Source organism: Scytonema sp. NUACC21 (assembly GCF_054684315.1).
Genome location: NZ_BAAFZH010000074.1, coordinates 79541 through 104087 on the forward strand (window position 1 = coordinate 79541; position 24547 = coordinate 104087).

The window sequence follows — 24547 nt, forward strand, 5'->3', positions numbered from 1 at the left end:
CAACAAAGGAGAACTAAATTTGTACTGTCCCAATTAGCGTGGCAGATATAAGCCGCTACTGTCATCAGGATCGACGTGGCTGTACTTGGAAAGTTGTACTGGCGATGCATGTCCCATAGTTTTTTGAGTTAAAAATTGTGGAGCGCCTCTTTTTTGAGAGTGTGTTGCATGACAGTGCCTGAGCCAATGGGGGCTAACAGGTTTTTTAATTCCTGCACGAACGCAAGCTTGTTTAACAATTTCCCGAATATAGCGATCGCTTAGGCAGCTACCATAACAATTTTTAAATAAAGGCTCATTGGGTTTATTTGTAGTGCGACTGGATAATAAATCGGTCATTAATTCCAAAGCAATAACGATGTGGCGCTCTTTATCTCCTTTCCCTTTAGTAATATGGATTATTCCTTGCCCCTTTTCATTGACACGTACATTCAGTAGATCACAAACTTTTTCCTAAAGGGCGATCGCTAACAAATTGTGTAGTCAATGATACTTTTTATCAGTTGCTGTTTAAGCAAGTAGGTGGAGCATTAATAAAAATTACTTATCAACAGGTAGCAACTGAGTTTCTCACAATTAGCCTGATGGAAGATAAATACCTTCAACAACTTCATATATTTTGTCAACTGCTTGACACAAGAAAGCTAACATCTGTTTGAGACTAAATAATTCACGATAAATTAATCTTCCACCTTTTCTCTTTAGGCTAATTTTTAGCCATAAAAGATTAACCCATATATTGACCAGAATAAAAGAGACACCGACAAATAATAATCTTAAAACAGGTCTTTTGTTTGTTGTTCTAATTCGACAAATATTTTTCAGCCTATAACTACTTTCTATTCCAAATCTTTTTTTATAATCTTGATGGATATAAGATAAATTGGCTTTGACCTTATGAACTACATAAACGAAGTATTCTACCCCCTTTTGATGTCGTTTGCCCTTTTTATATTTACAAACAATCCATAGCTCAAAGGTAACGGAATTATCCTGACTTCCTCTCCTGTTCATGGTATATGTAGTTTTGTAGCTTTGTCTCCCTTTTAAAAATTGTTTAATTCCTCCTTTTATTCCTGTTTTTATTGCTGGCATAAGCAGAGGTATATCTAAAGCTTGTAGCCACCGAATGACGGGAACATTAAAAAATCCTCTATCAAGATAAAGTTGTTTTACCTGAATGTGAAGTGCATCAAGTTCTGCTAATAGATAAGTAATAATAGCGACACTTGTATCTAGCCACCTTACACCTCTAATTGCAAGAGTTACACGTTTTCCTTTCATTAAAACGTATAAAGTTGCATAAGCGTAAAAGGAACAAGTACCGGATTTGGCTTGGCGCAGATATATATAGGGCAATTCCCGATCGCTAGGCTTGCCATAATAAGGGATTAAGTTTAAATCAATAGCTAGAGCATCGGTACAGAAATCATAAATAACCTTGTGTAGAGACTAAGCATGGCTCGTCTCTACATTCACGAAATATCAAGGATTGCAGTAGAGAGAAAATGTGTGTTTTGCTTCTCTGCTTGACTACTGTACCGACGCTCTAGACAAAAGCCTGTATTCTTCTCTATATAGGCTTTTGAGGTCTATTTAGTAGATTTTTACTGGAGGAGGTTCAGCTGAACTTTGTCAAAGCTGTTAGATTCAGGCTATTCAAGATACTGGATTTGATTGGGCGCTTTTCATCATCTCTGATTAAGATATTGTTACGAAAACCTGTTCGATAATAATTTGATTCTTCAAGGCTACTGAACACATCACAAAAATATTTTTTTGAACTAGAATCAAACTGACAAAATAATAAACAAGCTTCAATATCTACGTTAAAATATTTCTTTGCATTTATTTTAAAATTAGAAAATTTAGCAATATTGAGATGATTGGAATGGAGATAATTCAATAACTTTCTAGCAACTGAAGTTTTACAAAGCATGGCAAGATAAGCATCTCGTTTCTGTAGCCATTGCACAACTTGTATTAACATCCATTCGGAAATATCAAAATTACTTTTACCTGTAATTGCATCTAAACCATTATGGTTTTGAAAATTATTTTTATTGGGTAAATTGGTACCATGAATTGTGCCTTGCTGAGAATTTGTTATCCAGGGAAAATTACCAAGAACTAGTATTCTTCCATCTATATCATTTATTATTGATGTCTAGTTAATTTGAAAAAAATCTCCAGATATTAACTCGATTTTTTTATTTTGAAGAATCTGCTGTTTCTCTTCAATTTTTCTTAAGTAATGTTGATTTCTTTCTATTCCAATTATTTTGTCGCTTGATTGAAATAACTTTGAAGCTGCTTCAATAAAGTTACCGACTCCACAAGTTGGTTCAATTATTACATGAGGATGAACACCAAGTGCTACTAATTTCTGGCAGACTTTCTCAGCTAGCTCTATTGGTGTCTGAAAATCTCCGTATTCTACTTTTATTTTATCAACACTACGAATCATGGATCGGCTTCTGCTGCTCTTGGCAATGTACCAGCAATTTAACAACGGTGGGCAGTGCCCACCCTACTATCTTTAGTTCTTTCTTTGTGTCCTTTGCGCCTTCGCGGTTTGTTATATAATTCGGCGCATTTTTATACAGAATTGGTATGAGATTGAGGAATGAAAATTAAAAACTCGATTTAATGTTGGGTTTCGTTCCTCAACCCAACCTACATAAATTTGATTTTTGAAACTTACTTAGGTAGGGCTATGTGCCCGCAATTTAAAAATGGTGGGCTTTAGCCCCACCTACTAGTCTCTAACTACAAAGCAGAATCAAAAATTTGCTGGGCTGTGAGATTCAGTTGAGGGAAAGTAGGGGATACGATTGAAGTGTTGCCCCTAAACAGATTCATTTGATATTCTCCATTAAGTAACTGGCATACAAAAATGGCAGGCTGTTTGGGGTTGCCAAGAAATTTACCTCCCCCTAGTGCAGCATAATCAATAATCCAAAACTCAGGAATACCCATTGCTTCATAATCGGCGAACTTTTTGTAGTAGTCATCTCGCCAATTAGTTGAGACAACTTCAACTACTAAGGGAATAGACGCAGGTTGGGAAACAGTGGACTCGTTTTCCCATAGCGGTTCATTTGGGAGATTGTCGCGATTTATTAATAAAATATCTGGAGAGTAGGCTGATTCTTGCTCTGGTGGTTTAACTAATGCCGTTTTGGGGATATGGTAGGGAAGGTTGAGTCGGTCAAACTCTACAGTTATTTTACGTGCTAAGAACCCAATAACATTTTCATGCTTCCCGCTTGGTTGAGGCATCTCGACAATGACTTTATTATGTAGTTCGTAGCGCCCACCTTCTGGACGCCATGCTGTAAATTCTTCAAAAGTGACTAGTTTGGGTGAGACTGGTGCAGTAGTCATAAAGCAGAAAATTATCGCTTTGGAAACGCAGTCGTTCCATACAAACAAGCATAGCCTGCGTGGGCAGGCTTTGTTTGTATAGCTCTAGAATTTTATTGTGCAGGGCTGCAAATCCCCAGAGTTTAACTTTGAACGCACCCCAACTAATTGCAAGCAATATAGTTAGGGATTCTTTCGCTAAGAAACCGCAAGATTTCTCAACGTTAATCCCCGTCCATTTGGCGACGATTTCAGCAATATCTGCTTCTGTTACCTGTTCTCGCAGTAAAGTGGCTCCCGTGCTTTGAATTTCTAGCAATTTTGCTTCTTTGGTTTCGCGATCGCGCTGTACTCCTTCCAATTTGCCATACTTGAGCTGTGCTGCTTTATTCAAGTCATAAGCCCGTTCTGCCTGTTCAATTTGCACCCGCAGCTTTTCTTCTTCCTGCTTTAAAGCACTAATCGCTTCCAACAGCTGCTTTTCACCTTGCCACTGATTGTTTAATTCCTGCTGTTTTTCTGTCAGACTAGCAATTTCTTGCTCAATCCGATCCAAACGTTCCTTAGTTTGAATTGTTGTCTTTTCCTCTCCAGCTAGTGATAATTTCTCCATTTCCAACTGCATCAAGCGTCGGTCAATGGTTTCCAATTCTGTTGGTTTGGAAGTAATTTCCATTTTCAACTGTGCCGCAGCTTCATCCACCAAGTCAATCGCCTTATCTGGCAAGAAGCGGTCGGAAATGTATCTTGATGATAGTGTTGCTGCTGCTACCAAGGCTGAGTCAGAAATTTTGACATTGTGATGGACTTCATAACGTTCCTTCAGCCCCCGAAGAATGGAAATCGTATTTTCCACAGTTGGTTGATCCACAAACACCTGCTGAAAGCGCCGTTCTAAAGCTGCATCTTTCTCAATAAATTTACGGAACTCATCCAGAGTTGTGGCACCAATGCACCGCAGTTCTCCCCGTGCCAACATGGGTTTGAGCAAATTCCCTGCATCCATTGACCCCTGTTGATTGGAACCAGTACCGACAACGGTGTGCAGTTCATCGATAAACAGGACAATTTGCCCGTTCGATTCCGTCACTTCCCGAAGAACTGATTTCAAACGGTCTTCAAATTCACCTCGGTATTTTGCCCCAGCAATCAAACTCCCAATGTCTAGGGCAATCAATTGCCGATTTTTTAAAGATTCCGGAACGTCACCATTGACAATACGCTGCGCTAATGCTTCAGCGATCGCCGTTTTACCTACCCCTGGTTCCCCAATCAGTACGGGGTTATTCTTGCTACGGCGAGACAATACCTGTATAACCCGGCGAATTTCATCATCACGTCCAATTACCGGGTCAAGTTTCCCAGCTTTGGCTTGTTCTGTCAAATCCCTACCAAATTTTTGTAAGGCTTCGTAACGAGACTCTGGGTTTTGGTCTGTCACTTTTTGACTGCCACGCACAGATTTAATAGTAGCTTCTAACTTCGCAGCATCTACGTTAAAACTCTTAAAGATTCGCCGTCCGATGCGCTCATCTTCAGTGAAAGCTAGAAGTATATGTTCGACCGATATGAAGCCATCTTTCATCCTATTTCGGGATTCCTCAGCCCGGTCTAGCATCAAATCCAAGCTACGGCCAAGGTAAAGTTGGTCGCTTTTGCCCACTTTTGGCTGACGTTGGGTAAATGCTTCTAGTTGCTGTTGTACGCGGAAAGGGTCAATTTCACATCGAGTTAGAATGCGGGTTGCAAGCCCGGTTGGTTCTTCTAACAAAGCAATCATTAGGTGTTCAACATCCAGTTGCTGTTGTTGATATGCACGGACAATATCTTGTGACTTGACAATTGCTTCCCAGGCTTTATCAGTAAATTTATTCGGATCTGTAGGCTGCATCTTTACAATTTTAGATTTTAGATTTTAAACTGATGTACTTAGTTGGTTTGAGTTATATTTTGCATCAAGCATGTCACTAAAGTCTGTACTTCACCCACGCTTTGCAAACTGTCACTGAGTGCAAGATGTGACTCTCAACTAATATCCAAGCATCATTGTGTTGTCTTTGCTTGTATCCGGGGTTGCAATTTGGCATTAGATACTTGTTAGTAGTTAGTTGTTAGTGGTTAGTTGTTAATTGTTAGTAGTTAGTAGCAAATAATACTACTTTCCACTAACCACTATCCACTATCCATTAAAATAAAATCACTGTTCTTAGGGTACCTTGCCAAATAGTACTGTTGGAAGTGTTGTTATCAGCATTTGTGACTACTGATAATGTAGGGGTAATACTGAGATTATCGTTTAACTCAAGATTATAGAATGTCTCAAAGTTAATTTGACTGGCATTTCCCAAATCGTCAGTAACGAAAGGTTGACCAACAGCAAAACCTACATTCGTCCCTGGAAGGAAAAGATTGCGAAGACCAAATCCTACTGCCCAACTGAAGGAATGTAAATCCAGATCCTGGTTGATAGCGGTATTGAATCCCTGATAATTCCCAAATCCCAGGCGACTAAAAACCCCTACATTCCGGTTAAGGGTATACTCTGCGTTCACACCAAAGGCATCAATGTTCGTGTTATTAATTGCGGCACTAGTATATTGTAGTCTGAGTGCAAACTGATTGCTGGCGGAGTATTCCAGTTCTACACTTGCTTGATATCTATCCCTAAAAAAACCCCCACCATTGTCGCTGTTAGGCTCGTTAGCATCTGCAGCAATGTAGAGAGAACGTAAAGTGAATGGTCCGCTACTGGGATTCCAGGTGAGAACCGCACCCGCGCCGCCATTTCGGTCAATTTGGTTTTGGACAATGAGAGGATTGTTCAGGAAAAAACTAGAACTAAAGTCAACTGCCTCGTTGTTAGCAAAGCTGTTACGGTCAATAAAATCCCGTGGTGACATTTTTGTCCCAACAGTCACTGCTAAATCTGAAACCGGGCGGAAGGTATAGTACAAGCGCCTAAGTCTAAGATTGGCGTCTACTCCCACGTAGTCCAATCCACCACCATTGGCGATGAAACCACTTGTTCCTAACAAGTTGATGTTCTTTTGTTGCGCCTGTCCAATGGTATCGAGACCGTTGTTACCTGCTTCTAACTGGGTTAGGAGTAAATCTTGACTGTTAAAACTTGTTAAGAAATTTAAGCGTTCGCGGGCAATAATGGTAGAATCGGAATTGCTCCCTTCAGTTAAAGCAAGAATAACTTGTCCTTGCAATTTAGTCGTGGTAGAAAATTGATTTGCTTCTAGCTGGGTGACGCGATCGCCACTGCTGTCAATTCTTTGCTCTAATTGATCTAAGGCAGAACGAAACTCCTTTTGCAACCGCCTTAAAGTAACCACGTCCTCCTGTATGTAGCGCTCGCCAATAGCATTGACAATTAAACTATCGACTTTATCCAAAGTAGCTGCCAAAGCTGCTGCAAATTCATAACGAGACAGAGGGCGATTACCGCGAAACTTGCCATCTGAATACCCAGTCAGGACACCGTAGCGTTCCATGAGCGATCGTAATGCCTGGTAAGCCCAGTCAGTCGGTTGGACATCAGATAATTCAGAAACCGAGGTCGGTGCATCAAAGCCTTGGGCAACGGATGTTGTCGCAGATGAGTTATCCGTATCTATTACAGATAACCCATCCGTTGAATCCGTTGTATCATCGGTTGCCAATGTCGCCACATCCGATGCCAGAGAAATTAAAACAGTAGTTTCCTGCTGTAGAGAAGGCAAAGAATTCGCTGTAGAGGGAAAGCACAGTAGGCTAAAAATTCCACAACTGGCTAAACTCCCAACTAACAATTTTTGCGAACGAATTCCCTGCCGTATGCATTGCTTAACGCTCAACTCCATCACACTTGTGTTTTTGATTGGGATTACTGAGCAATCAATTGCTGTTTTGTTTCTTGTTTAGCCGCAGACCCTTGAGTACCCAGTTGAATCAGTTCTACCTTATATCCATCTGGATCTTCCACAAATGCAATAACTGTAGAACCATGTTTCATTGGACCTGGTTCACGCACAACTTTACCGCCACGATTTTTAATCTCATCACAGGTAGCGTAGATGTCATCAACTCCAATGGCAATATGACCGGAAGCATTACCCAAGTCGTATTTTTCTACACCCCAGTTATAAGTCAGTTCTAGAACGGTATGGTCGCTTTCTTCACCGTAGCCAACAAAAGCTAGAGTAAACTCTCCCCCTGGATAATCCTTTCTCCGCAATAATTTCATTCCCAGAAGTTCACAATAAAACTTCAAAGATTCTTCAAGGTTTCCAACCCTTAGCATTGTATGCAGGAGTCGCATAATTGTCCCCTTATTATCTTGCTTTGATGGTTCCGCACTTATTGTACGGGATTGAGGGCTAGGGATTGGAGATTGGTAATTTCTCCCTAGTCTTCCCAGTTTCCCCTACTCCCCAGTCAATTCCAACCCCCCGCGATAACCTGTAATGAGACGGCTTCCATCCTTAAAAATATGAATCTCTATCTGGTCGCTTGCCCAAGTTATTTGGTCTTGCAAAGATGGGTTCAGGACGTGAACGCGTTGATTGCTTGAAGATACAGGGGAAAGTGGAGAATTCACTGTTAAGGACTCCACATAAGGACCGTCAATCAGAATATCAAGCTGTTTCAATAAATCTTGAGCGCCAGCGGGTGCGTACTGAGATTGAAGTTGCTCGATAGTAAATCCTGAAAAAGACATCACATTAAGTCCTGCGGCTTTTACCTTACGCGCCAGAGAAGCCAGTGCAGGGGCTTGCCAAAAGGGTTCTCCTCCAGAAAATGTCACCCCTTGATTGCGAGGATTGCTGAGGATTTTTTCAGCTAGCTGGTCAACGGATACCAGTTTGTTGATTTCAAAAGACCAAGATTCAGTATTAAAACAACCCGGACACTCGCGCAAACACCCCTGTACCCAAACAACAGCACGGCATCCGGGACCATTTACCTCTGATTCATCCACATAGCCCATAATATTGAGATATCCAGCGGGAATCTCCATTAGAGAAAGATAAGGATTTGCTTTCTTTTGGGTCATTTTCTTCATCTCTCTTGGGATAGATTTAATTGCAGAGTAAAACCAAAATGTGAGGAAGTTATGTGAAGGGTTACTAACCACTAACTCCTATCTCCCAACCAAACTCTTGGAAATCTTCATTAATCTACGCGCATATAGCCTCTGAAACCCCTATGCTAATGGTCGGACAGTCACTGGACTGTTAGTCATTAGTCAATTAACAAACAACTAATGACTTTTGACAAATGATAAAGGACCAAAAACCCATGTTTGATACTGCCATAGATGCTATAATTGCTCGCGAAATTCTCGACTCTCGCGGCAGACCTACAATTGAAGCACAAGTGTATTTGGTCAACGGTGCTACAGGATTGGCGCAGGTTCCCAGTGGTGCGTCTACTGGCACCTTTGAAGCACACGAACTGCGAGATAACGACAAAAGCCGTTATGGCGGTAAAGGTGTACTCAAGGCAGTACAGAATGTGAATGAAGTGCTGGCTCCTAAGCTAGCAGAAATGGACGTTCTCAACCAGGAACTGATTGACCGCACCATGATTTCCTTGGATGGTTCCCCTAACAAATCCCATCTTGGTGCTAATGCGATTCTAGCGATTTCCCTGGCAGCAGCCAAAGCTGGTGCTGAATCTTTGAGAATTCCCCTCTATCGCTACTTGGGCGGTCCATTGGCTAATTTGTTACCAGTACCGTTAATGAACGTTATTAACGGGGGTGCCCATGCAGCTAACAACGTAGATTTTCAAGAATTTATGATTGTCCCCATTGGGGCGTCTTCTTTCCGAGAAGCGTTGCGCTGGGGTGCAGAAGTGTTTGCTACTCTCAGCAAAGTGTTGGATGACAAAGGTTTACTGACTGGTGTGGGCGACGAAGGTGGTTTTGCCCCGAACCTGGAATCAAACCAAGTGGCGTTGGAATTACTTGTTGCAGCTATTCAGAAGGCTGGTTACAAACCAGGGGAAGAAGTGGCTTTGGCGTTGGATGTTGCAGCAAGTGAGTTTTACAAAAATGGGCAGTATGTCTATGATGGCAAACCTCACTCTGGCGCTGAGTTTATTGATTACCTCGGCAAACTTGTTGACCAATATCCCATTGTGTCAATTGAAGACGGTTTGCACGAGGAGGATTGGCAAAATTGGCAATTACTGACGCAAAAGCTGGGTTCTCGCGTGCAGTTGGTGGGGGATGATTTGTTTGTAACCAATACCAGCCGCTTGCAAAAAGGGATTGAACTCAAAGCTGGTAATGCTATTTTGATTAAACTCAATCAAATTGGTTCGCTGACAGAAACTTTGGAAACAATTGACTTGGCGACTCGCAATGGTTTCCGGTCAGTTATTAGCCATCGTTCTGGAGAAACTGAAGACACAACCATTGCCGATTTGGCAGTCGCAACCCGTGCCGGTCAAATCAAAACTGGTTCATTGTGCCGCAGCGAACGTGTCGCAAAATATAACCGCTTGCTGCGAATTGAGGATGAACTGGGCGATCGCGCCATTTATGCTGGTACTGCGGGATTGGGTCCTAAGTAGGAGTTGTTGCTGGTTAGTGGTTAGTGGTAAGTCTAAACTACTAACTACTAACCACTACGGATAAAACCCCATCTTTGGCAAACCCAGTGTCTCATCCCAGCCCATCATCAGGTTAAGACACTGAATTGCTTGACCCGCCTGTCCTTTGATTAAATTGTCAATGACCGACATGACAATAACGCGACCGGTACGCGGGTCAGCTTCGATACCAATGTAACAAAGATTACTACCGCAAGCCCACTTGGTTTGCGGGTAAACCCCAGATTCACAAACTTTTAGCCAAGGAGAATTACGATAGAAAGCTTTATAAATTGTAATTAAATCGTCTCGTACCAAGCCGGGATCGCGGAGTGTTGCATAAACTGTTGCTAACATACCACGCACCATGGGCATAAGGTGTGGTGTAAATTGGATTTTGACTTCGTGCCCTGCCAAATCACTGCAAATTTGCTCGATTTCTGGAGTATGGCGGTGACGGACAACGCTATATGCAGCTAAGGAATTATCTGCCTCAGCTAGTAGGAGATTGATTTTTGCTTCACGACCACTGCCAGATGTACCAGACTTGGCATCAACGATGGCGGTTTCTGGCACAATCAACCCTTGTTTTAAAAGTGGAGAAAGTGCAAGTAAACTGGCTGTGGGATAGCAACCCGGACACCCCACGATTTGTGCTTCTGAAATGCGATCGCGATACAGTTCCGGTAACCCATAGATCGCAGCTGCAGCAGTGGAACGATCTGTTCTCTCCGTGCCGTACCAAGCTGTGTAAGTTGCTAAATTACTAAATCGATAATCTGCGCTTAAATCCAGAACCTTACATCCTTTCTCCAAAAGTTGCGGTGCAATTTTGCAAGCTAAACCGTTGGGTAGAGAGAGAAATATCACCTCGCATCGGTGAGCAATGAGTTCTGGGTCTACAGCCTCGACTTGTTGGTTAACTATGTGAGCCAAATGGGGATAGAGATCCGCATACGGTTTTCCCGCACTTCTTTTACCACCCAAATAAACCAGTTCGACCTGTGGATGATCCATTAGGAGCCGCACTAACTGTACTCCGCCATAGGTTGACGCGCCAACAATTCCAACCGGTACGCGTCTACAATTGCCCATAGAAATAAAATCCTTCTCTTAGTTAATTCGCAACTCAGTAGGAGCACAGGGCGGTGTGCCTAGGAGCGCCGACACGCTGCGCGTTGACAAATGCTATGCCGGGAGGGCTCTAGACCCCTACTAAAGGTTTATCTTTATATAAGTGTTGCTGCACTCTGGCACCATTAAGAACCAATTTTAAGGCAGACTTCGTTTATGTTAACTAATCTTGCTTTTATGACTGCCGAAGTAGTCTAAAAGAGGTACAATCAAAGACAAGCATTTGTTAAAAAAATTTACGTCTGGTAGGTGGGGATCGCCTGTGTCGCAGCATAGTACCACTTCAACCCAAGGTTTTAAATTTGATTCGATTGACACCGCTCTGGCAGACCTGAAAGCCGGTCGCCTTATCGTGGTAGTAGATGATGAAAACAGAGAAAATGAAGGCGACTTAATTTGCGCTGCCCAATTTGCGACTCCCGACATAATTAATTTTATGGCAGTGGAAGCACGGGGTCTCATCTGTTTGGCAATGATGGGCGATCGCTTAGACGAGCTCGACTTGCCACTAATGGTGACAAATATTACAGACCCTAACCAAACTGCTTTCACCGTCAGTATTGATGCCGGACCGGAACTGGGAGTCACTACAGGCATTTCAGCAGAAGACCGCGCCCGCACTATCCAGGTTGCTATCAACCCAAGTACAAAACCGTCAGATTTGCGTCGTCCCGGTCACATTTTCCCCATTCGTGCCAAAGAAGGAGGCGTACTCAAACGCGCAGGGCATACCGAAGCCGCCGTTGACTTAGCCCGACTTGCTGGACTATATCCAGCTGGGGTGATTTGTGAAATTCAAAACCCAAACGGCTCCATGGCACGGTTACCGCAGCTATTTGAGTACGCCAGAGGGCACAATCTAAAAATTATCACTATCGCCGATCTAATTAGTTACCGTCTTCAGCACGACCGCCTCATCAAACGGGAAACAGTCGCTGATTTACCCACCCAATTCGGTCACTTTAAAATTTACGCCTACCGACACACTCTAGACAACACAGAACACGTTGCTATTGTCAAGGGTAATCCTGCAGAATTTGATGACAACCCCGTTATGGTGCGGATGCACTCCGAATGCCTTACCGGAGATGCTTTGGGTTCTTTACGCTGTGACTGTCGGATGCAACTGCAAGCAGCGCTAAAAATGCTAGAAAACGCAGGTCAGGGCGTTGTTGTGTACCTGCGACAGGAAGGACGGGGAATTGGATTAGTTAATAAGTTGAAAGCCTACTCCTTGCAAGACCTGGGATTGGATACCGTGGAGGCAAATCAGCGTTTGGGATTCGCCGCCGATTTGCGAGACTACGGTATGGGCGCACAAATGCTGATGGACTTGGGCGTACATAAAATTCGCTTGATTACAAACAATCCACGAAAAATTGCAGGCTTAAAAGGTTACGGTCTAGAAGTTGTAGACCGCGTGCCACTTCTTATAGAGGCAAACGACTACAATTCCTACTACCTAACCACAAAAGCGAAAAAGCTGGGTCATATGTTGCTACAAACTTATCTAGTTACAGTGGCACTTCACTGGCAAGATGACCCGAAAGCAGTGACAGAACGTTACGATCGCTTGGAAAAACTGCGGCATCTCGCAAAAAGTCACGATCTACTATTGCAGGAAGAAGCACGACCGGTAGCCATTGCCCTCTTTGATGAACCATCCCTAATTGCACATCTGGGTTTTGACCAAGCCAATGTCGCAGCACCCGATTGGTACAAGGAGAAAGGGCACCCTTACGTACAAGCAATGTCCGAAATTTTGGACAGCTTGCTAGGTCTGCCTTACATCCAAAAGCTAGAATTTTTAATTTCTTCTGGCATTGACCCCATGAGTAACCTGCAAGTGCAATTAGATCGACAAACATTACCCCCCGGTACATTGCCTTCATCGATTTGTTGCGAACAGTTAGTTACACAGAAGATTTACAGCTTGAGTAGGTTGGTTTGAATAAATTACGAAGATGAACGTAGGTTGGGTTGAGGCACGAAACCCAACACACAATCAATGACAAAGGATGAACGTAGGTTGGGTTGAGGCACGAAACCCAACGCACAATCAATGACAAAGGATGAACGTAGGTTGGGTTGAGGCACAAAACCCAACACACAATTAATGACAAAGGATGAACGTAGGTTGGGTTGAGTCACGAAACTACACACAGCAAATTTCAATGAAATTTTCTTATATCACCCTAGTTTTTGCGTAAGTTCGATCTTCAGTATCATTACTGTTTTATTCATAGCAAAATCAACCCGATAATTTTGAAATACTTCCCTGATGTGGAATGGTTTTGGCTCAAAGGAAAACAGATTAAAATCAGGGTAATTCTACCACTCGCTCCTCTAAGGTTTATCAATTGTCTAAACTCAGATTTAAAACAAAAAATGCAATATCGTCGATTCAAAGTTGACGGAGGCACATACTTTTTTACTATCGTGACTCACCAAAGACGCAAGTTTTTATGTGAACCACAGAATATTTTCCTGCTAAGGAATGCTTTTCGATACGTGATGCAGCAACATCCTTTTAAAATTGAAGCGATCGTTATCTTACCCGAACATATTCACTCTATTTGGACATTACCAAAAGGGGATAGTAACTTTTCTACACGTTGGCGATTAATCAAAAGTTATTTCAGTCATCAATGCACAAGTATTTATCAAGGTGAAATATCGATATCTCGAAAAAAGAAAAAGGAGCAGGCTGTTTGGCAACGTCGCTTTTGGGAACATCATATACGAGATGAAAAAGATTTTATCAATCATGTAGAATACATTCATTACAATCCTGTGAAGCATGGATTAGTTCTGGCACCCAAGGATTGGGAATATTCTAGTTTTCATCGTTATGTTCAGAAGGGGATCTATAGAAATTTACATGATGTTGGGTTTCGTTCCTCAACCCAACCTACAGGTATGAAATCGGCGATGTGTTGGGTTTCGTTCCTCAACCCAACCTACGGGAATCATGATGTAACCTGCTGGGTGGGAGTAGAACCAGAACATATGCTGGTAGACAATGGGATCGCCTCCACCAGTCGGATTAAAAAACGTTGTTCCTGCAAGTAAGTCAAAGGACAGCAAAATCAGCCCTGCTGCAAGCACGGGCGTAGATACGAGAACCAATGCTGAAGTGGCAAACATCGACCAACAGAACAAGGGCATCTGATGGAAACCCATGCCTGGAGTACGCATTTTGAGGAGAGTGACGAGGAAATTCAGTGCCCCCAAAATTGAGGATGTTCCTAACAGAAGGACACTAATAATCCAGATTGCCTCTCCAACTTGACCCGTAACCAAGCTTAAGGGAGGGTAGGAAGTCCAACCTGCATCTGGTGCATCGCCCACCGCTAAACTAGCAATCAGCAATATTCCTGCAGGAGGAACCATCCAGAAAGCAAGAGCGTTTAGGCGTGGAAACGCCATATCTTTTGCCCCAATCATTAAGGGGATCAGGAAGTTAGCGAATCCCGCACCTGCTGGCACAATCCACAAAAAAATCATGATTGTGGCGTGCAGAGTGAACAAACTGTTGTACAACTCTGGGGTGACAAAATCCACATCTGGAGTTCGCAGTTCCGTGCGAACCAAGTCAGCCATCACGCCACCAATACAGTAGAAAATGAACGTGGAAACCAAGTATTGAATTGCAATAACCTTGTGGTCGGTGTTAAAGGAAAAGTAATCTCGCCAGTTTCTTTGTCCTGGTTCCTCTATCCGAGCAGGAATATTGGCTGTTTCTTGAATTTGGGCTTGTGTCATAGAAAATCTTCTGTTTGTCCAGTGTCATTTGTCCGGTGTGATTGGTCATTTGTCGAATGACTAATGACCAATCACACATGACGGATGACTAATTGTGAATTTGGTGTAGTAGTTCTGGCTGAATGCCCATTTCATGAGTGTAAGGAGCAAGGAATTCTGAAGGAGATAATTCAGCAGAATTCACAGCCACTGCTTGCATTAGCTGTTCATTGCTAGCAACTTGCTGTTCTTGCAGCCACTGTTGGAACTCTTCTGGCTTTTGCACAACAACTTGTGACCGCATAGCACCGTGGTAAGGACCGCATAATTCAGCACAAATCAGCGGGTACTCACCCTCTTTAGTGGGTGTAAAACGAATTTCGCTTTGCCGTCCTGGGATCGCATCTTGCTTTAGGCGGAACTCTGGAACCCAGAAAGCGTGAATCACATCGTTTGCCGACAGATTTACCTGAACTTCACGTCCTATGGGAACGTGGAGTTCACCACTAGTAATACCAGTTTCTGGATAGGTAAATATCCAAGCATACTGCAAACCTGTAACGTTTACCACAAGTGCTGGTGGTTTGCCTTCATTTCCGGGTGTAGGTCCGATAGTGGGGGCGACACTTCCTATACCAGGAGCATTCCGCAATTGAGGAATTTGGTCGGAATTACGTATTGCGGCTGTGGCTGGATCTTCCATTGCCTCAGCAGCTTTTTCTTGATTTGAGTTGGGGTCTGTGCTTAGAGGATTATCAGATAAAGTTGCCGCTATTGCTGCCCCAGGCATTTTCATTGCTTGTGGGCTCATGGAAGGCTCATGGGCGGCATGGGGATTAAAGCCACCCATTTCGTTGTATACGTCAAAGCTGTAAACAGATATACCAATAACGATAAGAGCAGGAATAGCTGTCCACAGGATTTCTAATGGTACGTTTCCATGAACTGGCGGACCATCTGAATTATCACCTGCACGACGGCGATATTTAATGACTGAGTATAGTAAAACACCCTGCACCAACAGAAAGATACCTATAGAGACAGTCATCATTGCGTTAAACAAACCGTCTACTAGAGAAGCTTCCTCTGAGGCTGCTGTTGGCAGGAGATTATGATTTTGACCATACCACAGACTGACTAGAGTCAGCACAATGCCAATGAGTAACGTCCAGATTGAACTTGGAATTTTCACGGTTAATACTGAAGTTAATGACTTTACGTTGGATTGAGCACTATACTCACTTACTACACTAGTCCAGCCTAAGAGACATGGAGGGCAAGAGGCTAAAATTTTTATTAATTTTTAGGCTCTTTTTCCAAACCTGAACAGAAAGTAATCATCAGATGTGCCAAAGGGTGGATGCCAGTAAGGGGGAGAAATTTCAAGGATTTAGAATAAATACCATCTCAAAAGCCTGACAACTTGAAAAATCCCTAAAGCTTCAGGCAAAAAGTGGCTTATGTGATTCACAGTATAGTCATAACCGATCGCTATCCTTTGAATTTCTACGCTAGGGTGGAGATGGGTGGGACACTTGCAGGCGAAAGAAAATTCCGATGGGAAATTTCTGCTGCCCAAAACTTCGAGGCGTACCTTGATAGAAGCAATGTGTCCGTTCAGTACTGACAAAATCACAAAATCTTGGAACGTAGATAGCTCTTAAAAGTGGGCAGAAGGTATCGTTCATGAGCGAATTTGTCCTAGAACAACAAAATATAACGACTGCGCCTCAACGGGTTCCACAGGACCGAATTCGTCGCTTGGTGTGGAGAATGTGTGTCGCCACCTTGATTTTGATGGCTATAGGCAGTGCCACCCGTGTGATGAATGCTGGACTAGCTTGCCCTGATTGGCCTTTGTGCTACGGAGAATTAGTGCCAACCAAGCAGATGAATTTTCAAGTATTCTTGGAGTGGTTTCACAGGCTGGATGCAGCATTAATTGGTATCAGCGCGATCGCACTTGTTGCATTATCCTGGTGGCACCGTCACTCCCTACCAAAATGGCTGCCTTGGGCATCCACATTTGCTTTGTTTTTGATAGTTTTTCAAGGGGTACTGGGCGGACTTACCGTGACAGAACTTTTGCGGTTTGATATTGTCACTGCCCACTTGGGAACAGCACTATTGTTTTTCACTACCCTGTTGGTTATCGGTACTACACTAACCCCTTACCAAGGAACAGGAACCGTTGGTCAACTACCTTGGGTAGGTTTAGCTGCAGCTGTTTTAGTATATCTGCAGAGTATACTAGGTGCCTTAGTAGGCTCTCGCTGGGCATTACACCAGTGTTTTGGCACCTCTCAACTTTGTGCCGTAATGTATAGCCATATTTTAGGCTTGGTGCCGCCAACCATCGCGACGTTGGCAGTGGTCTTTCTCTCTTGGCGTACACCAGCATTGCATCCTGCTTTACGACGGTTAGCAAATTTGGCTGGTGGATTATTGGTCTTACAACTTCTTTTGGGACTTGCCACATTTCGGTTGCATCTCCAAGTTGAACCCCTCACTGTCTCCCACCAAGCCATAGGAGCCACTTTGCTGGGTAGTTTGGTGGTTTTCACAGTTTTAGCACTGCGTGATTGGGCTGCTAGCCGTGATTACACACATTCGCTTAGCTCTAATTGATTTGAGGTTTTGGATTTTGGATTGAGGATGGTTAGTTATGAGCTGTTAATTATTGGTTGCCAAAAGGAATCATCAACATTACCTCAGGTTCGATTATTTTCGCAAAACCCCTCCCTACTTACGGCTACATTTTTGCTAACAGGTAGGGGATAGGATTGGGGTGATTTTATTGTGCGTATCGGGAAATTAATACGGCTGCTAGTAACTAATGATTCTGAAATCGTAAAGCTCCTCAATCTTAAAATGCCAACTCTTAAATTTGAGCATGGGAAGCGTATCAATTCGTTGAAAAATAAGGAAAAATTGCCAAAATGATCGAGACTAATGTCTCTCGCCACCACCAAACATTTCTACAAGTTATTCAAAGCTACTACCAGCTGACAAAACCCAGAATTATTCCCTTGTTACTCATTACTACAGCTGGGAGTATGTGGATCGCAGCTAAGGGGCAAGTAGACCCATTGCTGTTGCTAGTCACACTTACTGGTGGCACTTTGGCAGCTGCAAGCGCTCAGGTCATAAACTGTGTCTATGACCGAGATATCGACTATGACATGGAACGGACGCGACATCGTCCTCTGCCTTCAGGTAAAGTACAGCCCCGAGATGCTCTGATTTTTGCTCTTGCACTTGCTGTCATCTCCTTCACCTTACTTTCCGTTTTTGCTAACCTACTAGCGGCTCTGCTAGCAATGTCTGGTATTGTTTTTTATGTACTGATTTACACCCATTTACTTAAGCGTCACAGTACCCAGAACATTGTTATCGGTGGGGCAGCTGGGGCAATTCCCGCCTTGGTAGGTTGGGCGGCTGTAACTGGGACATTAAGCTGGGGAGCATGGCTCATCTTTGGGATCGTCTTTTTATGGACACCACCTCACTTTTGGTCTCTCGCTTTAATGATTCGGGATGACTACGCAAAGGTTGGCGTACCAATGCTACCAGTGGTTGCTGGCACAAAACCAACAGTCCAGCAGATTTGGTACTACACTCTGGTAACAGTAGGAGCAACAATATTACTGGTTTATCCTTTACACCAGAGTGGAATTGTCTATGGGGCAATTGCTTTGTCCTTGGGAACTATTTTTATTCACAAAGCTTGGCAATTGTTGCAGAATCCAGAAGATCGTACATTAGCTAAAGGCTTGTTTCTCTTCTCCATTTCTTACATGATGCTGTTGTGCCTTGGCATGGTTATTGATAGTTTGCCCATCACCCATCATGTTATTCATGCTGTTGTCGATAAGTGGCATCTACTTGTAGGTTAAAAGTTAGTTTGGGATTAAGCGCGATCGCATTATCAATTTCCTGGGAGTGCGATCGCGCTTGCTATGAAAATGTTTAAAAACCATTTTGTTTTGTTGCCAATAAGTTGTCAATTCAACACTGGTTGATTACACTAACCACTCTGTAGCACGCTCACCCAAATCCAGAGGAATGCTCACAGCTTTGCCAAGGCGCGGGCGTTCTCGCGTTTCTCGAATAAACGCTTGCACCTGTGTCGCTCCGCCTAAATTATCGAGATAACTGGCAACGCTGTTCAGGTGCTCTTCGTATTCAGCCTCACTTAATGGAAAGGAAGCTTGCTCTAAGTATTTCCACATGACTTGTAGAAATATTTTACCTTGTGTCCGACGTAACTGCACATCGTATGAGCGTCCCCACTTCTCAAGCAACAGTTGGTGTAACTCTTGTCCTGTCATAGTTTTTCTCACAGATTTTTACATTTAGTTATGATGTTAAGTTCCATTACTCAAGTATGATAGGACTATAAAGAAATGTAATGCTACTAAGAAAGATGCTGGAAACATCTTTAGTAAAGCAAGTTTCGGCATCGTTGGCGAGCATTGATTCCCTACTTTATGGGGAACGCAATTGAGTAAAAACGTCACATTTGTTAACAACATACACAAAGAACGCGTAGGTTATGGCTCAATTTTCTGAATCAGTGGACGTTCCCGATATGGGGCGACGTCAATTCATGAATCTTTTGACTTTTGGAACTGTAACCGGAGTCGCCTTGGGAGTTTTGTACCCCGTCGTTAGGTATTTTATTCCCCCAGCAACTGGTGGAGCTGGTGGTGGAACAACTGCAAAAGACGAACTGGGTAACAATGTCAGCATCAGCAAGTTTTTAGAAAGCCATAATGTGGGCGATCGCGTTCTCGTTCAGGGACTTAAAGGAGATCCCACCTATATTGTGGTGGACAGCAAAGAGGCGATTGGCGACTACGGTATCAATGCCGTTTGTACCCATTTGGGTTGTGTTGTTCCTTGGAACACGGCAGAAAACAAATTTAAATGCCCCTGTCACGGTTCCCAGTACGACGCTACAGGTAAGGTTGTCCGGGGTCCAGCACCGTTATCTCTGGCTCTGAGCCATGCGAAGGTAGAAGAGGACAACATCGTTCTCACTCCTTGGACTGAAACAGACTTCCGCACCGGTGAAAACCCTTGGTGGGCATAAAAATTTTTGTCCTTCGTCCTTAGTCCTTTGTTCTTAGTCAAGTATTCTTTTTTAATTCTTGACTGATGACGAATGACAAATGACTCATAACTATTAACCATCGTCGTCTTTGTTGTCCTTATAGAGATGAGAAATGCTTCTACAACAGCGAGTGTAACTCGCAGTGCTAGAGTAATTGTGAGAACATTACTCGTAGCGATCGCTACAGTGACATTTTTCTTCACCAGCGATATAGCCCTTCCTCAAGCCGCTTCAGCATATCCATTTTGGGCGCAGCAAACCTACCCCGAAACTCCTCGCGAACCAACAGGGCGGATTGTGTGTGCTAACTGTCACCTAGCGGCGAAGCCAGCAGAAGTAGAAGTCCCCCAATCTGTTCTGCCTGACACGGTATTTAAAGCCGTGGTAAAAATTCCCTACGACACCAGCTTGCAACAGGTAGGCGCGGATGGTTCCAAAGTTGGCTTAAACGTCGGTGCTGTGCTGATGCTTCCCGAAGGGTTTAAGATTGCTCCTGAAGACCGCATCCCTGAAGAGTGGAAGGAAGAAATCGGTGACGTTTATTTCCAACCCTACAAAGAAGATTCGGAAAACGTCGTCCTTGTCGGACCACTACCCGGCGAACAATATCAGGAAGTTGTTTTCCCCGTTCTTTCTCCTAACCCTGCAACAGATAAAAACATTCACTTTGGTAAATATGCCGTTCACCTAGGTGCAAACAGAGGTCGCGGACAAGTTTACCCCACTGGTGAAAAGAGCAATAATGCCGTTTACACCGCTTCTGCAACCGGCACCATTAGCAAGATTGCCAAAGTAGAAGATGAAGACGGTAACACCAAGTACGAAGTCAGCATCCAAAGCGAATCTGGGGAAGCAGTAGTAGATACAGTTCCCCTCGGACCAGAACTCATTGTTTCTGAAGGACAAGCAGTTAAATCTGGTGACGCTTTGACAAATAACCCCAACGTTGGTGGGTTCGGTCAAGATGACGGCGAAATTGTTCTGCAAGATGCTTCTAGAATTCAGTGGTTGATTGCTTTCGTTGCGCTTGTTATGTTGGCTCAAGCTATGCTCGTTCTCAAGAAGAAGCAGGTTGAGAAAGTTCAGGCTGCTGAAATGAATTTCTAAGTTTTAGAGCCAAATCATCAGTTACTGCGACAGGCAAAACGCCTGTCTTTTTTTTTAAAGTTTACTCTAGACCTCTCTCCAAACCTCTCTCCTATAAGGAGAGAGGCTTTGAAACCCCTATTTCTTCATAGGGAATGGGGATTAGGGCCAGAGGGCAGGGAGGTTAGGTCGAGAAAATTTGCGATGTTTAACAATATATTTTTCAAACATCCTTTAAGAAGTGCTTCCTTCAAACTCCGAAATGCATTCTCTCAAGTTCTTGGCGTTTTTGGTAAATCCACGCTTTTTCCAACTCACGTTGTTCTAAAGTTTCTTGATGTACTCTTTCCTGCTGTTCTATCAAATGTTCATAAAGTTTTATTGCTTGTACAATCACTCGACTTGCTGATTCTACTCGGCTATCAAATACTGAATAAAGGATTTCGTCAAGTTTAGCGATAACTTCATCTATTGACTTATCAAACTTTTCAAATCCTATTTCAAAAACTTTTTGTTTGACTTGATTGTGTAACCCATCAACGTCTAACATTCCCAATCCGAATGAACTAGCAATTGCAGCTGCTACAGCAGTGACAATCACCGCAATTAATCCTACTCCCGTAAATACTATTAATCCAGCCGCTAAAGCACCGCCTATTCCAAGACCACCTCCAATTCCTCCCAAGCCCATAAAATCATCTGTTATACCGTCAATTGAAATTTGAAGTTGCTCGCTAAAGTTAGTTTTGACTAGCTGTTCCAAATTAGTAAACTTAGCTTTAATAGCATCTAGCTCATAATCAATATGAGTATTTAAAATTTCGAGATTTTCTTGTAAGATGATATCTTTAAGTTGTTTGTTGCCCCAGTCATCTAATTCTCGTGATAAATCTCTAATAAACTGATTGATGTAATCTTGAATAAGTTTGTTTTGGCTCCATACAGGGCTGTGTTCAGAATACCATTGTTGACTTTTTTCAGCTATGCGATCGCCTAAACCTTCATACCACTCACCTAAAGATTCAACCGCTTGCTCAAACGCCTGCTCTCTAATTTGATTTGCCAGTATACGAATTCTGACATCACGTCCACTAGCTTCTCCAATTTGTTCTAGTATTTTTAGCTTTTCTGCTTCAGAAATTTTGACCTTACCATTTAAAGTATCTTCAGCTTGATGCAGCCCATCTAAAGACTTTTGAATCAACCTCTGAACCTCAGTAGCAAGTCGCTTGGTTTTTAATGTCCCACGCTCAAGAGTTAAAAATTTCTCAAGAGATTGAGTAAAGCCTTGAAAAGCTTTTAGATATTCGTTTTCATTTCCTGTAAAAATTGCATCTGCTGCAGCTTGAGCAGAAATAAAATGAACACGGCTATTGCCAGCAACAATAGGGGCTTGACCCTTGACAAACCTTTCAATACGCTGTTGAACTTGCTCGCGCCCCTTTTCTGTACGCACTAAATCCATAAAATTGCACACTACAAAAAGATTATCAGCTGGCTCATTTTCCTTTCCACCATTTAGTTGTGTTTTCAAATCTAGAAGCAGATCGCGTTCTCCTTGAGTGAGAGAACGTGTAGCGTTAGTTAGGAAAATAACTGCATCTGTATCTTTAAGGAGTTTTTGCGTAATTGCAGTGCGATCTGGATGTTCGTTTAAACCCGGAGAATCTATAATTTCCACTCCGTTGCTACACAATTCTAAATCTGGATGCTCAAACACAATTTCTTCAATTTCTAAATGTGCTAGTTCATCACCAAGGCAGCCAAGCGCAGCATTTTCTGAAATAGTTGCTTTGTGCTGATACTGCTCAACAGGGATTTCTTCCTCTTGCCCATTTTTATAGCGACAAATAACTCTCTTTTGAGTTCCATATTTCAAAACTGTTACTGTACCGCTACAAGGAATTTCCCTCACTGGTTGAAGTTCTTGACCTAGCAAAGCATTGAGTAAAGTCGATTTTCCTTGACTAAACTCTCCTATAACTGCTAGTCGGAATTTTTGCAATTGTAATTTCTTAGAGACTTCGCTTAGTTCTTCTGAAAAAGTAATAGGTAGAAAACCGCGTATGCTACAATCTTGCAATATCTGAAAAATATCACAACAAAAAGCATCTAGTTTTTGGCATTCTTCCTGAAACTTTTTCAACTCTCCATAGGAGATAATTGTTTGCTGTTGAATTGCTTTGTCTTTAGATTGAGTAGGTAGAGATGCTAGCATATCGCTTGCAGCTTTCACAAATACAGCGTCCAATGAGTGGAAGCAAGCAGGATTAAGTAAAAGATGCATTTCGTCTAAAATGCTCAAATTGACATTTTCTTGATGAGTGAAGGCTGCCTCTAAAACTGTTAAATATAGTGGATTAATATCTAATCTTTTGGCTACTATCTCCAAATATTTTTTCTCCCGTAAGTTAATTTCGCCATCTGCGGCTGACATTTGATAGCCAAAGCTAATTAATAAAAGCTTTTCTGATATTGATAGTGGAGATGCTAGCTTTAGTAAATCATTAATTTTTTTATAAACTTGATTCTCTCTGACGCCTTTAATCATTAAATGTGTTAACCGACGTACATCACTGTCTTGAAGACTAAATCGGTAAAGTGTTGTCAGTAGACGATGTTTCTCCTCCTCTGCAACTGTACCATCTACAAACATGACTCCAATTAGCACCGTTACCAAATTTGCTAAAAATATTATGGGAGGTGTGAGATCTCGTTGGTTCAGCTTTTGCCCGGTAATGCTTGACAATAAATCTGTTGCTTCAGAACTAATGAGTGAAGTATCCATAAAATCTGTCAATCGCTCGCAACTTCTGGATTTAGTATGCCCAAATTTAGTCAAAGTTTAACCAAATGTCCCGAGTAAATACGGTTAGTTTTACCTTTTGAAACTAGCTAAGCTCGAACAAATTAGCTTTCAGTCATGTAGAAATATGTTGTTCCAATTTGCTCCTGCAATTCAAGCTGGTCTTGAGACTGGTAAATATGTACAAGTCATTAGCAATGGAGTGCCGATTAGCATGGTTAAAGATGCAGTTACCGGACGCTTCGCTGCCCATGCTATCGGTTTCACGGTCAACAATAGTCCCCTATCTCCCCTGATAGCGGCTTCTCAGTTTGTAACTGCAGGAGTTCAAATGTATCAAACACATAAAGGATTTACTGCAGTACTGAATGGCTTGGAAACTATTCAAACAAGCTTGGGAGTGCTACAAGCAACTACAGCCCTAATTGGTGTCGGAACAGTAGCAGCTGTTGCATTGACAGCGGTAAATTTACACCAAACACTTAAATTGAGACAAGAAGTACAGCAATTGAGGCTAGAAGTTAAAAACGGCTTCATTGACTTGAAACAAGCGCTCAAAGACCAAGGAGCCGAAATCAGGCAAATCATTGAGCACATCGCCCAAGATATCAAGTTTGAACAACATCGCATAGTATTGGTGCGGGCTTATGGGCTGTTTATTCAAGCGATGAACCGCTTCCGCTCCGCGATGCAACTGCAAGACGTTAGCC

General features: G+C 42.7%; 19 protein-coding genes and 5 pseudogenes. 9 read left to right on the top strand and 15 right to left on the bottom strand.

The window, feature by feature from the left end:
- Positions 1-33 precede the first annotated feature (33 nt).
- The 9 genes and pseudogenes from ACYRY3_RS14920 to ACYRY3_RS14960 all read right to left on the bottom strand — a co-directional run bounded on the left by ACYRY3_RS14920 (position 34) and on the right by ACYRY3_RS14960 (position 8407).
- Positions 34-435, bottom strand: coding sequence for a tyrosine-type recombinase/integrase (locus ACYRY3_RS14920; protein ID WP_460202448.1), 402 nt, complete (start codon positions 433-435; stop codon positions 34-36).
- 141 nt (positions 436-576) lie between these two features.
- A pseudogene (locus ACYRY3_RS14925) lies at positions 577-1413 on the bottom strand (transposase); the annotation flags it as partial.
- A gap of 208 nt (positions 1414-1621) precedes the next feature.
- A complete protein-coding gene (locus ACYRY3_RS14930) occupies positions 1622-1975 on the bottom strand; it encodes a hypothetical protein (protein WP_460202428.1) in 354 nt (117 codons plus the stop codon).
- A 192-nt stretch (positions 1976-2167) separates the two neighbouring features.
- Positions 2168-2467, bottom strand: a complete 300-nt coding sequence (locus ACYRY3_RS14935; protein WP_460202429.1) for a class I SAM-dependent methyltransferase — start codon at positions 2465-2467, stop codon at positions 2168-2170.
- A gap of 302 nt (positions 2468-2769) precedes the next feature.
- Complete coding sequence (locus ACYRY3_RS14940) at positions 2770-3387, bottom strand: Uma2 family endonuclease (protein ID WP_460202430.1); 618 nt, start codon at positions 3385-3387, stop codon at positions 2770-2772.
- A gap of 193 nt (positions 3388-3580) precedes the next feature.
- Positions 3581-5257 (bottom strand): annotated as a pseudogene (locus ACYRY3_RS14945) (Clp protease N-terminal domain-containing protein); the annotation flags it as partial.
- 295 nt (positions 5258-5552) lie between these two features.
- Positions 5553-7214, bottom strand: coding sequence for an iron uptake porin (locus tag ACYRY3_RS14950; protein WP_460202431.1), 1662 nt, complete (start codon positions 7212-7214; stop codon positions 5553-5555).
- Between the two features lie 23 nt (positions 7215-7237).
- Positions 7238-7672, bottom strand: a complete 435-nt coding sequence (gene gloA, locus ACYRY3_RS14955; protein WP_460202432.1) for a lactoylglutathione lyase — start codon at positions 7670-7672, stop codon at positions 7238-7240.
- A 105-nt stretch (positions 7673-7777) separates the two neighbouring features.
- Positions 7778-8407 (bottom strand): 4Fe-4S single cluster domain-containing protein, encoded by a 630-nt coding sequence (locus tag ACYRY3_RS14960; protein ID WP_460202433.1) that lies wholly within the window; start codon positions 8405-8407, stop codon positions 7778-7780.
- A 245-nt stretch (positions 8408-8652) separates the two neighbouring features.
- On the opposite strand from ACYRY3_RS14960, the gene eno reads away from it, so the two are divergent.
- Positions 8653-9933: a phosphopyruvate hydratase gene (gene eno / locus ACYRY3_RS14965; protein ID WP_460202449.1), complete on the top strand. Its 1281-nt coding sequence runs from the start codon at positions 8653-8655 to the stop codon at positions 9931-9933.
- Between the two features lie 54 nt (positions 9934-9987).
- On the opposite strand, the gene argC is transcribed toward eno, so the two are convergent.
- Positions 9988-11046 carry an N-acetyl-gamma-glutamyl-phosphate reductase gene (argC, locus tag ACYRY3_RS14970; protein WP_460202434.1) on the bottom strand — a complete coding sequence of 353 codons (1059 nt, stop codon included), beginning with the start codon at positions 11044-11046 and terminating at the stop codon, positions 9988-9990.
- Positions 11047-11347: 301 nt separating this feature from the next.
- Between argC and ribBA the strand changes: the two genes are divergently transcribed.
- Positions 11348-13036, top strand: coding sequence for a bifunctional 3,4-dihydroxy-2-butanone-4-phosphate synthase/GTP cyclohydrolase II (gene ribBA / locus ACYRY3_RS14975; protein ID WP_460202435.1), 1689 nt, complete (start codon positions 11348-11350; stop codon positions 13034-13036).
- Positions 13037-13041: 5 nt separating this feature from the next.
- Here the strand turns inward: ribBA and ACYRY3_RS14980 are convergent, their stop codons facing one another.
- On the bottom strand, positions 13042-13236 hold the full coding sequence (locus tag ACYRY3_RS14980) for a hypothetical protein (protein WP_460202436.1): 195 nt from the start codon (positions 13234-13236) through the stop codon (positions 13042-13044).
- 237 nt (positions 13237-13473) lie between these two features.
- Between ACYRY3_RS14980 and ACYRY3_RS14985 the strand changes: the two are divergent.
- Positions 13474-13956 (top strand): annotated as a pseudogene (locus tag ACYRY3_RS14985) (REP-associated tyrosine transposase); the annotation flags it as partial.
- 54 nt (positions 13957-14010) lie between these two features.
- Here the strand turns inward: ACYRY3_RS14985 and ACYRY3_RS14990 are convergent.
- Together ACYRY3_RS14990 and ACYRY3_RS14995 are read right to left on the bottom strand one after the other, a co-directional pair.
- A pseudogene (locus ACYRY3_RS14990) lies at positions 14011-14850 on the bottom strand (cytochrome c oxidase subunit I); the annotation flags it as partial.
- 88 nt (positions 14851-14938) lie between these two features.
- Complete coding sequence (locus ACYRY3_RS14995; RefSeq protein ID WP_460202437.1) at positions 14939-16021, bottom strand: cytochrome c oxidase subunit II; 1083 nt, start codon at positions 16019-16021, stop codon at positions 14939-14941.
- Between the two features lie 270 nt (positions 16022-16291).
- Here ACYRY3_RS14995 and ACYRY3_RS15000 point away from each other — a divergent pair, with 270 nt between their 5' ends.
- The 3 genes from ACYRY3_RS15000 (at position 16292) to ACYRY3_RS15010 (ending at position 18725) form a co-directional block, all read left to right on the top strand.
- Complete coding sequence (locus ACYRY3_RS15000; protein WP_460202438.1) at positions 16292-16456, top strand: hypothetical protein; 165 nt, start codon at positions 16292-16294, stop codon at positions 16454-16456.
- Between the two features lie 59 nt (positions 16457-16515).
- The gene (locus tag ACYRY3_RS15005; RefSeq protein ID WP_460202439.1) at positions 16516-17457 is read left to right on the top strand and encodes a COX15/CtaA family protein; all 942 of its coding nucleotides are present in this window, start codon (positions 16516-16518) and stop codon (positions 17455-17457) included.
- 311 nt (positions 17458-17768) lie between these two features.
- Complete coding sequence (locus ACYRY3_RS15010) at positions 17769-18725, top strand: heme o synthase (RefSeq protein ID WP_460202440.1); 957 nt, start codon at positions 17769-17771, stop codon at positions 18723-18725.
- Positions 18726-18851: 126 nt separating this feature from the next.
- Here the strand turns inward: ACYRY3_RS15010 and ACYRY3_RS15015 are convergent, their stop codons facing one another.
- Positions 18852-19160 carry a DUF3067 family protein gene (locus tag ACYRY3_RS15015; RefSeq protein WP_460202441.1) on the bottom strand — a complete coding sequence of 103 codons (309 nt, stop codon included), beginning with the start codon at positions 19158-19160 and terminating at the stop codon, positions 18852-18854.
- A 224-nt stretch (positions 19161-19384) separates the two neighbouring features.
- Between ACYRY3_RS15015 and petC the strand changes: the two genes are divergently transcribed.
- Together petC and petA are read left to right on the top strand one after the other, a co-directional pair.
- A complete protein-coding gene (petC, locus tag ACYRY3_RS15020; RefSeq protein WP_460202442.1) occupies positions 19385-19924 on the top strand; it encodes a cytochrome b6-f complex iron-sulfur subunit in 540 nt (179 codons plus the stop codon).
- Between the two features lie 126 nt (positions 19925-20050).
- Entirely contained in the window at positions 20051-21052 is a 1002-nt protein-coding gene (gene petA / locus ACYRY3_RS15025) for a cytochrome f (RefSeq protein ID WP_460202443.1), read from the top strand.
- Positions 21053-21281: 229 nt separating this feature from the next.
- Here the strand turns inward: petA and ACYRY3_RS15030 are convergent, their stop codons facing one another.
- Positions 21282-23819: a dynamin family protein gene (locus ACYRY3_RS15030; protein ID WP_460202444.1), complete on the bottom strand. Its 2538-nt coding sequence runs from the start codon at positions 23817-23819 to the stop codon at positions 21282-21284.
- A 145-nt stretch (positions 23820-23964) separates the two neighbouring features.
- Here ACYRY3_RS15030 and ACYRY3_RS15035 point away from each other — a divergent pair.
- Positions 23965-24547 (top strand): annotated as a pseudogene (locus tag ACYRY3_RS15035) (hypothetical protein); the annotation flags it as partial.

Coding starts and splice junctions, on each gene's coding strand:
- ACYRY3_RS14940 (WP_460202430.1), bottom strand. CDS start 3,387: ATGACTACTGCACCAGTCTCACCCAAACTAGTCACTTTTGAAGAATTT.
- petA (WP_460202443.1), top strand. CDS start 20,051: ATGAGAAATGCTTCTACAACAGCGAGTGTAACTCGCAGTGCTAGAGTA.
- ACYRY3_RS14935 (WP_460202429.1), bottom strand. CDS start 2,467: ATGATTCGTAGTGTTGATAAAATAAAAGTAGAATACGGAGATTTTCAG.
- ACYRY3_RS15005 (WP_460202439.1), top strand. CDS start 16,516: ATGAGCGAATTTGTCCTAGAACAACAAAATATAACGACTGCGCCTCAA.
- argC (WP_460202434.1), bottom strand. CDS start 11,046: ATGGGCAATTGTAGACGCGTACCGGTTGGAATTGTTGGCGCGTCAACC.
- eno (WP_460202449.1), top strand. CDS start 8,653: ATGTTTGATACTGCCATAGATGCTATAATTGCTCGCGAAATTCTCGAC.
- petC (WP_460202442.1), top strand. CDS start 19,385: ATGGCTCAATTTTCTGAATCAGTGGACGTTCCCGATATGGGGCGACGT.
- ACYRY3_RS14950 (WP_460202431.1), bottom strand. CDS start 7,214: ATGGAGTTGAGCGTTAAGCAATGCATACGGCAGGGAATTCGTTCGCAA.
- ACYRY3_RS15010 (WP_460202440.1), top strand. CDS start 17,769: ATGATCGAGACTAATGTCTCTCGCCACCACCAAACATTTCTACAAGTT.
- ACYRY3_RS15030 (WP_460202444.1), bottom strand. CDS start 23,819: ATGGATACTTCACTCATTAGTTCTGAAGCAACAGATTTATTGTCAAGC.
- gloA (WP_460202432.1), bottom strand. CDS start 7,672: ATGCGACTCCTGCATACAATGCTAAGGGTTGGAAACCTTGAAGAATCT.
- ACYRY3_RS14960 (WP_460202433.1), bottom strand. CDS start 8,407: ATGACCCAAAAGAAAGCAAATCCTTATCTTTCTCTAATGGAGATTCCC.
- ACYRY3_RS15015 (WP_460202441.1), bottom strand. CDS start 19,160: ATGACAGGACAAGAGTTACACCAACTGTTGCTTGAGAAGTGGGGACGC.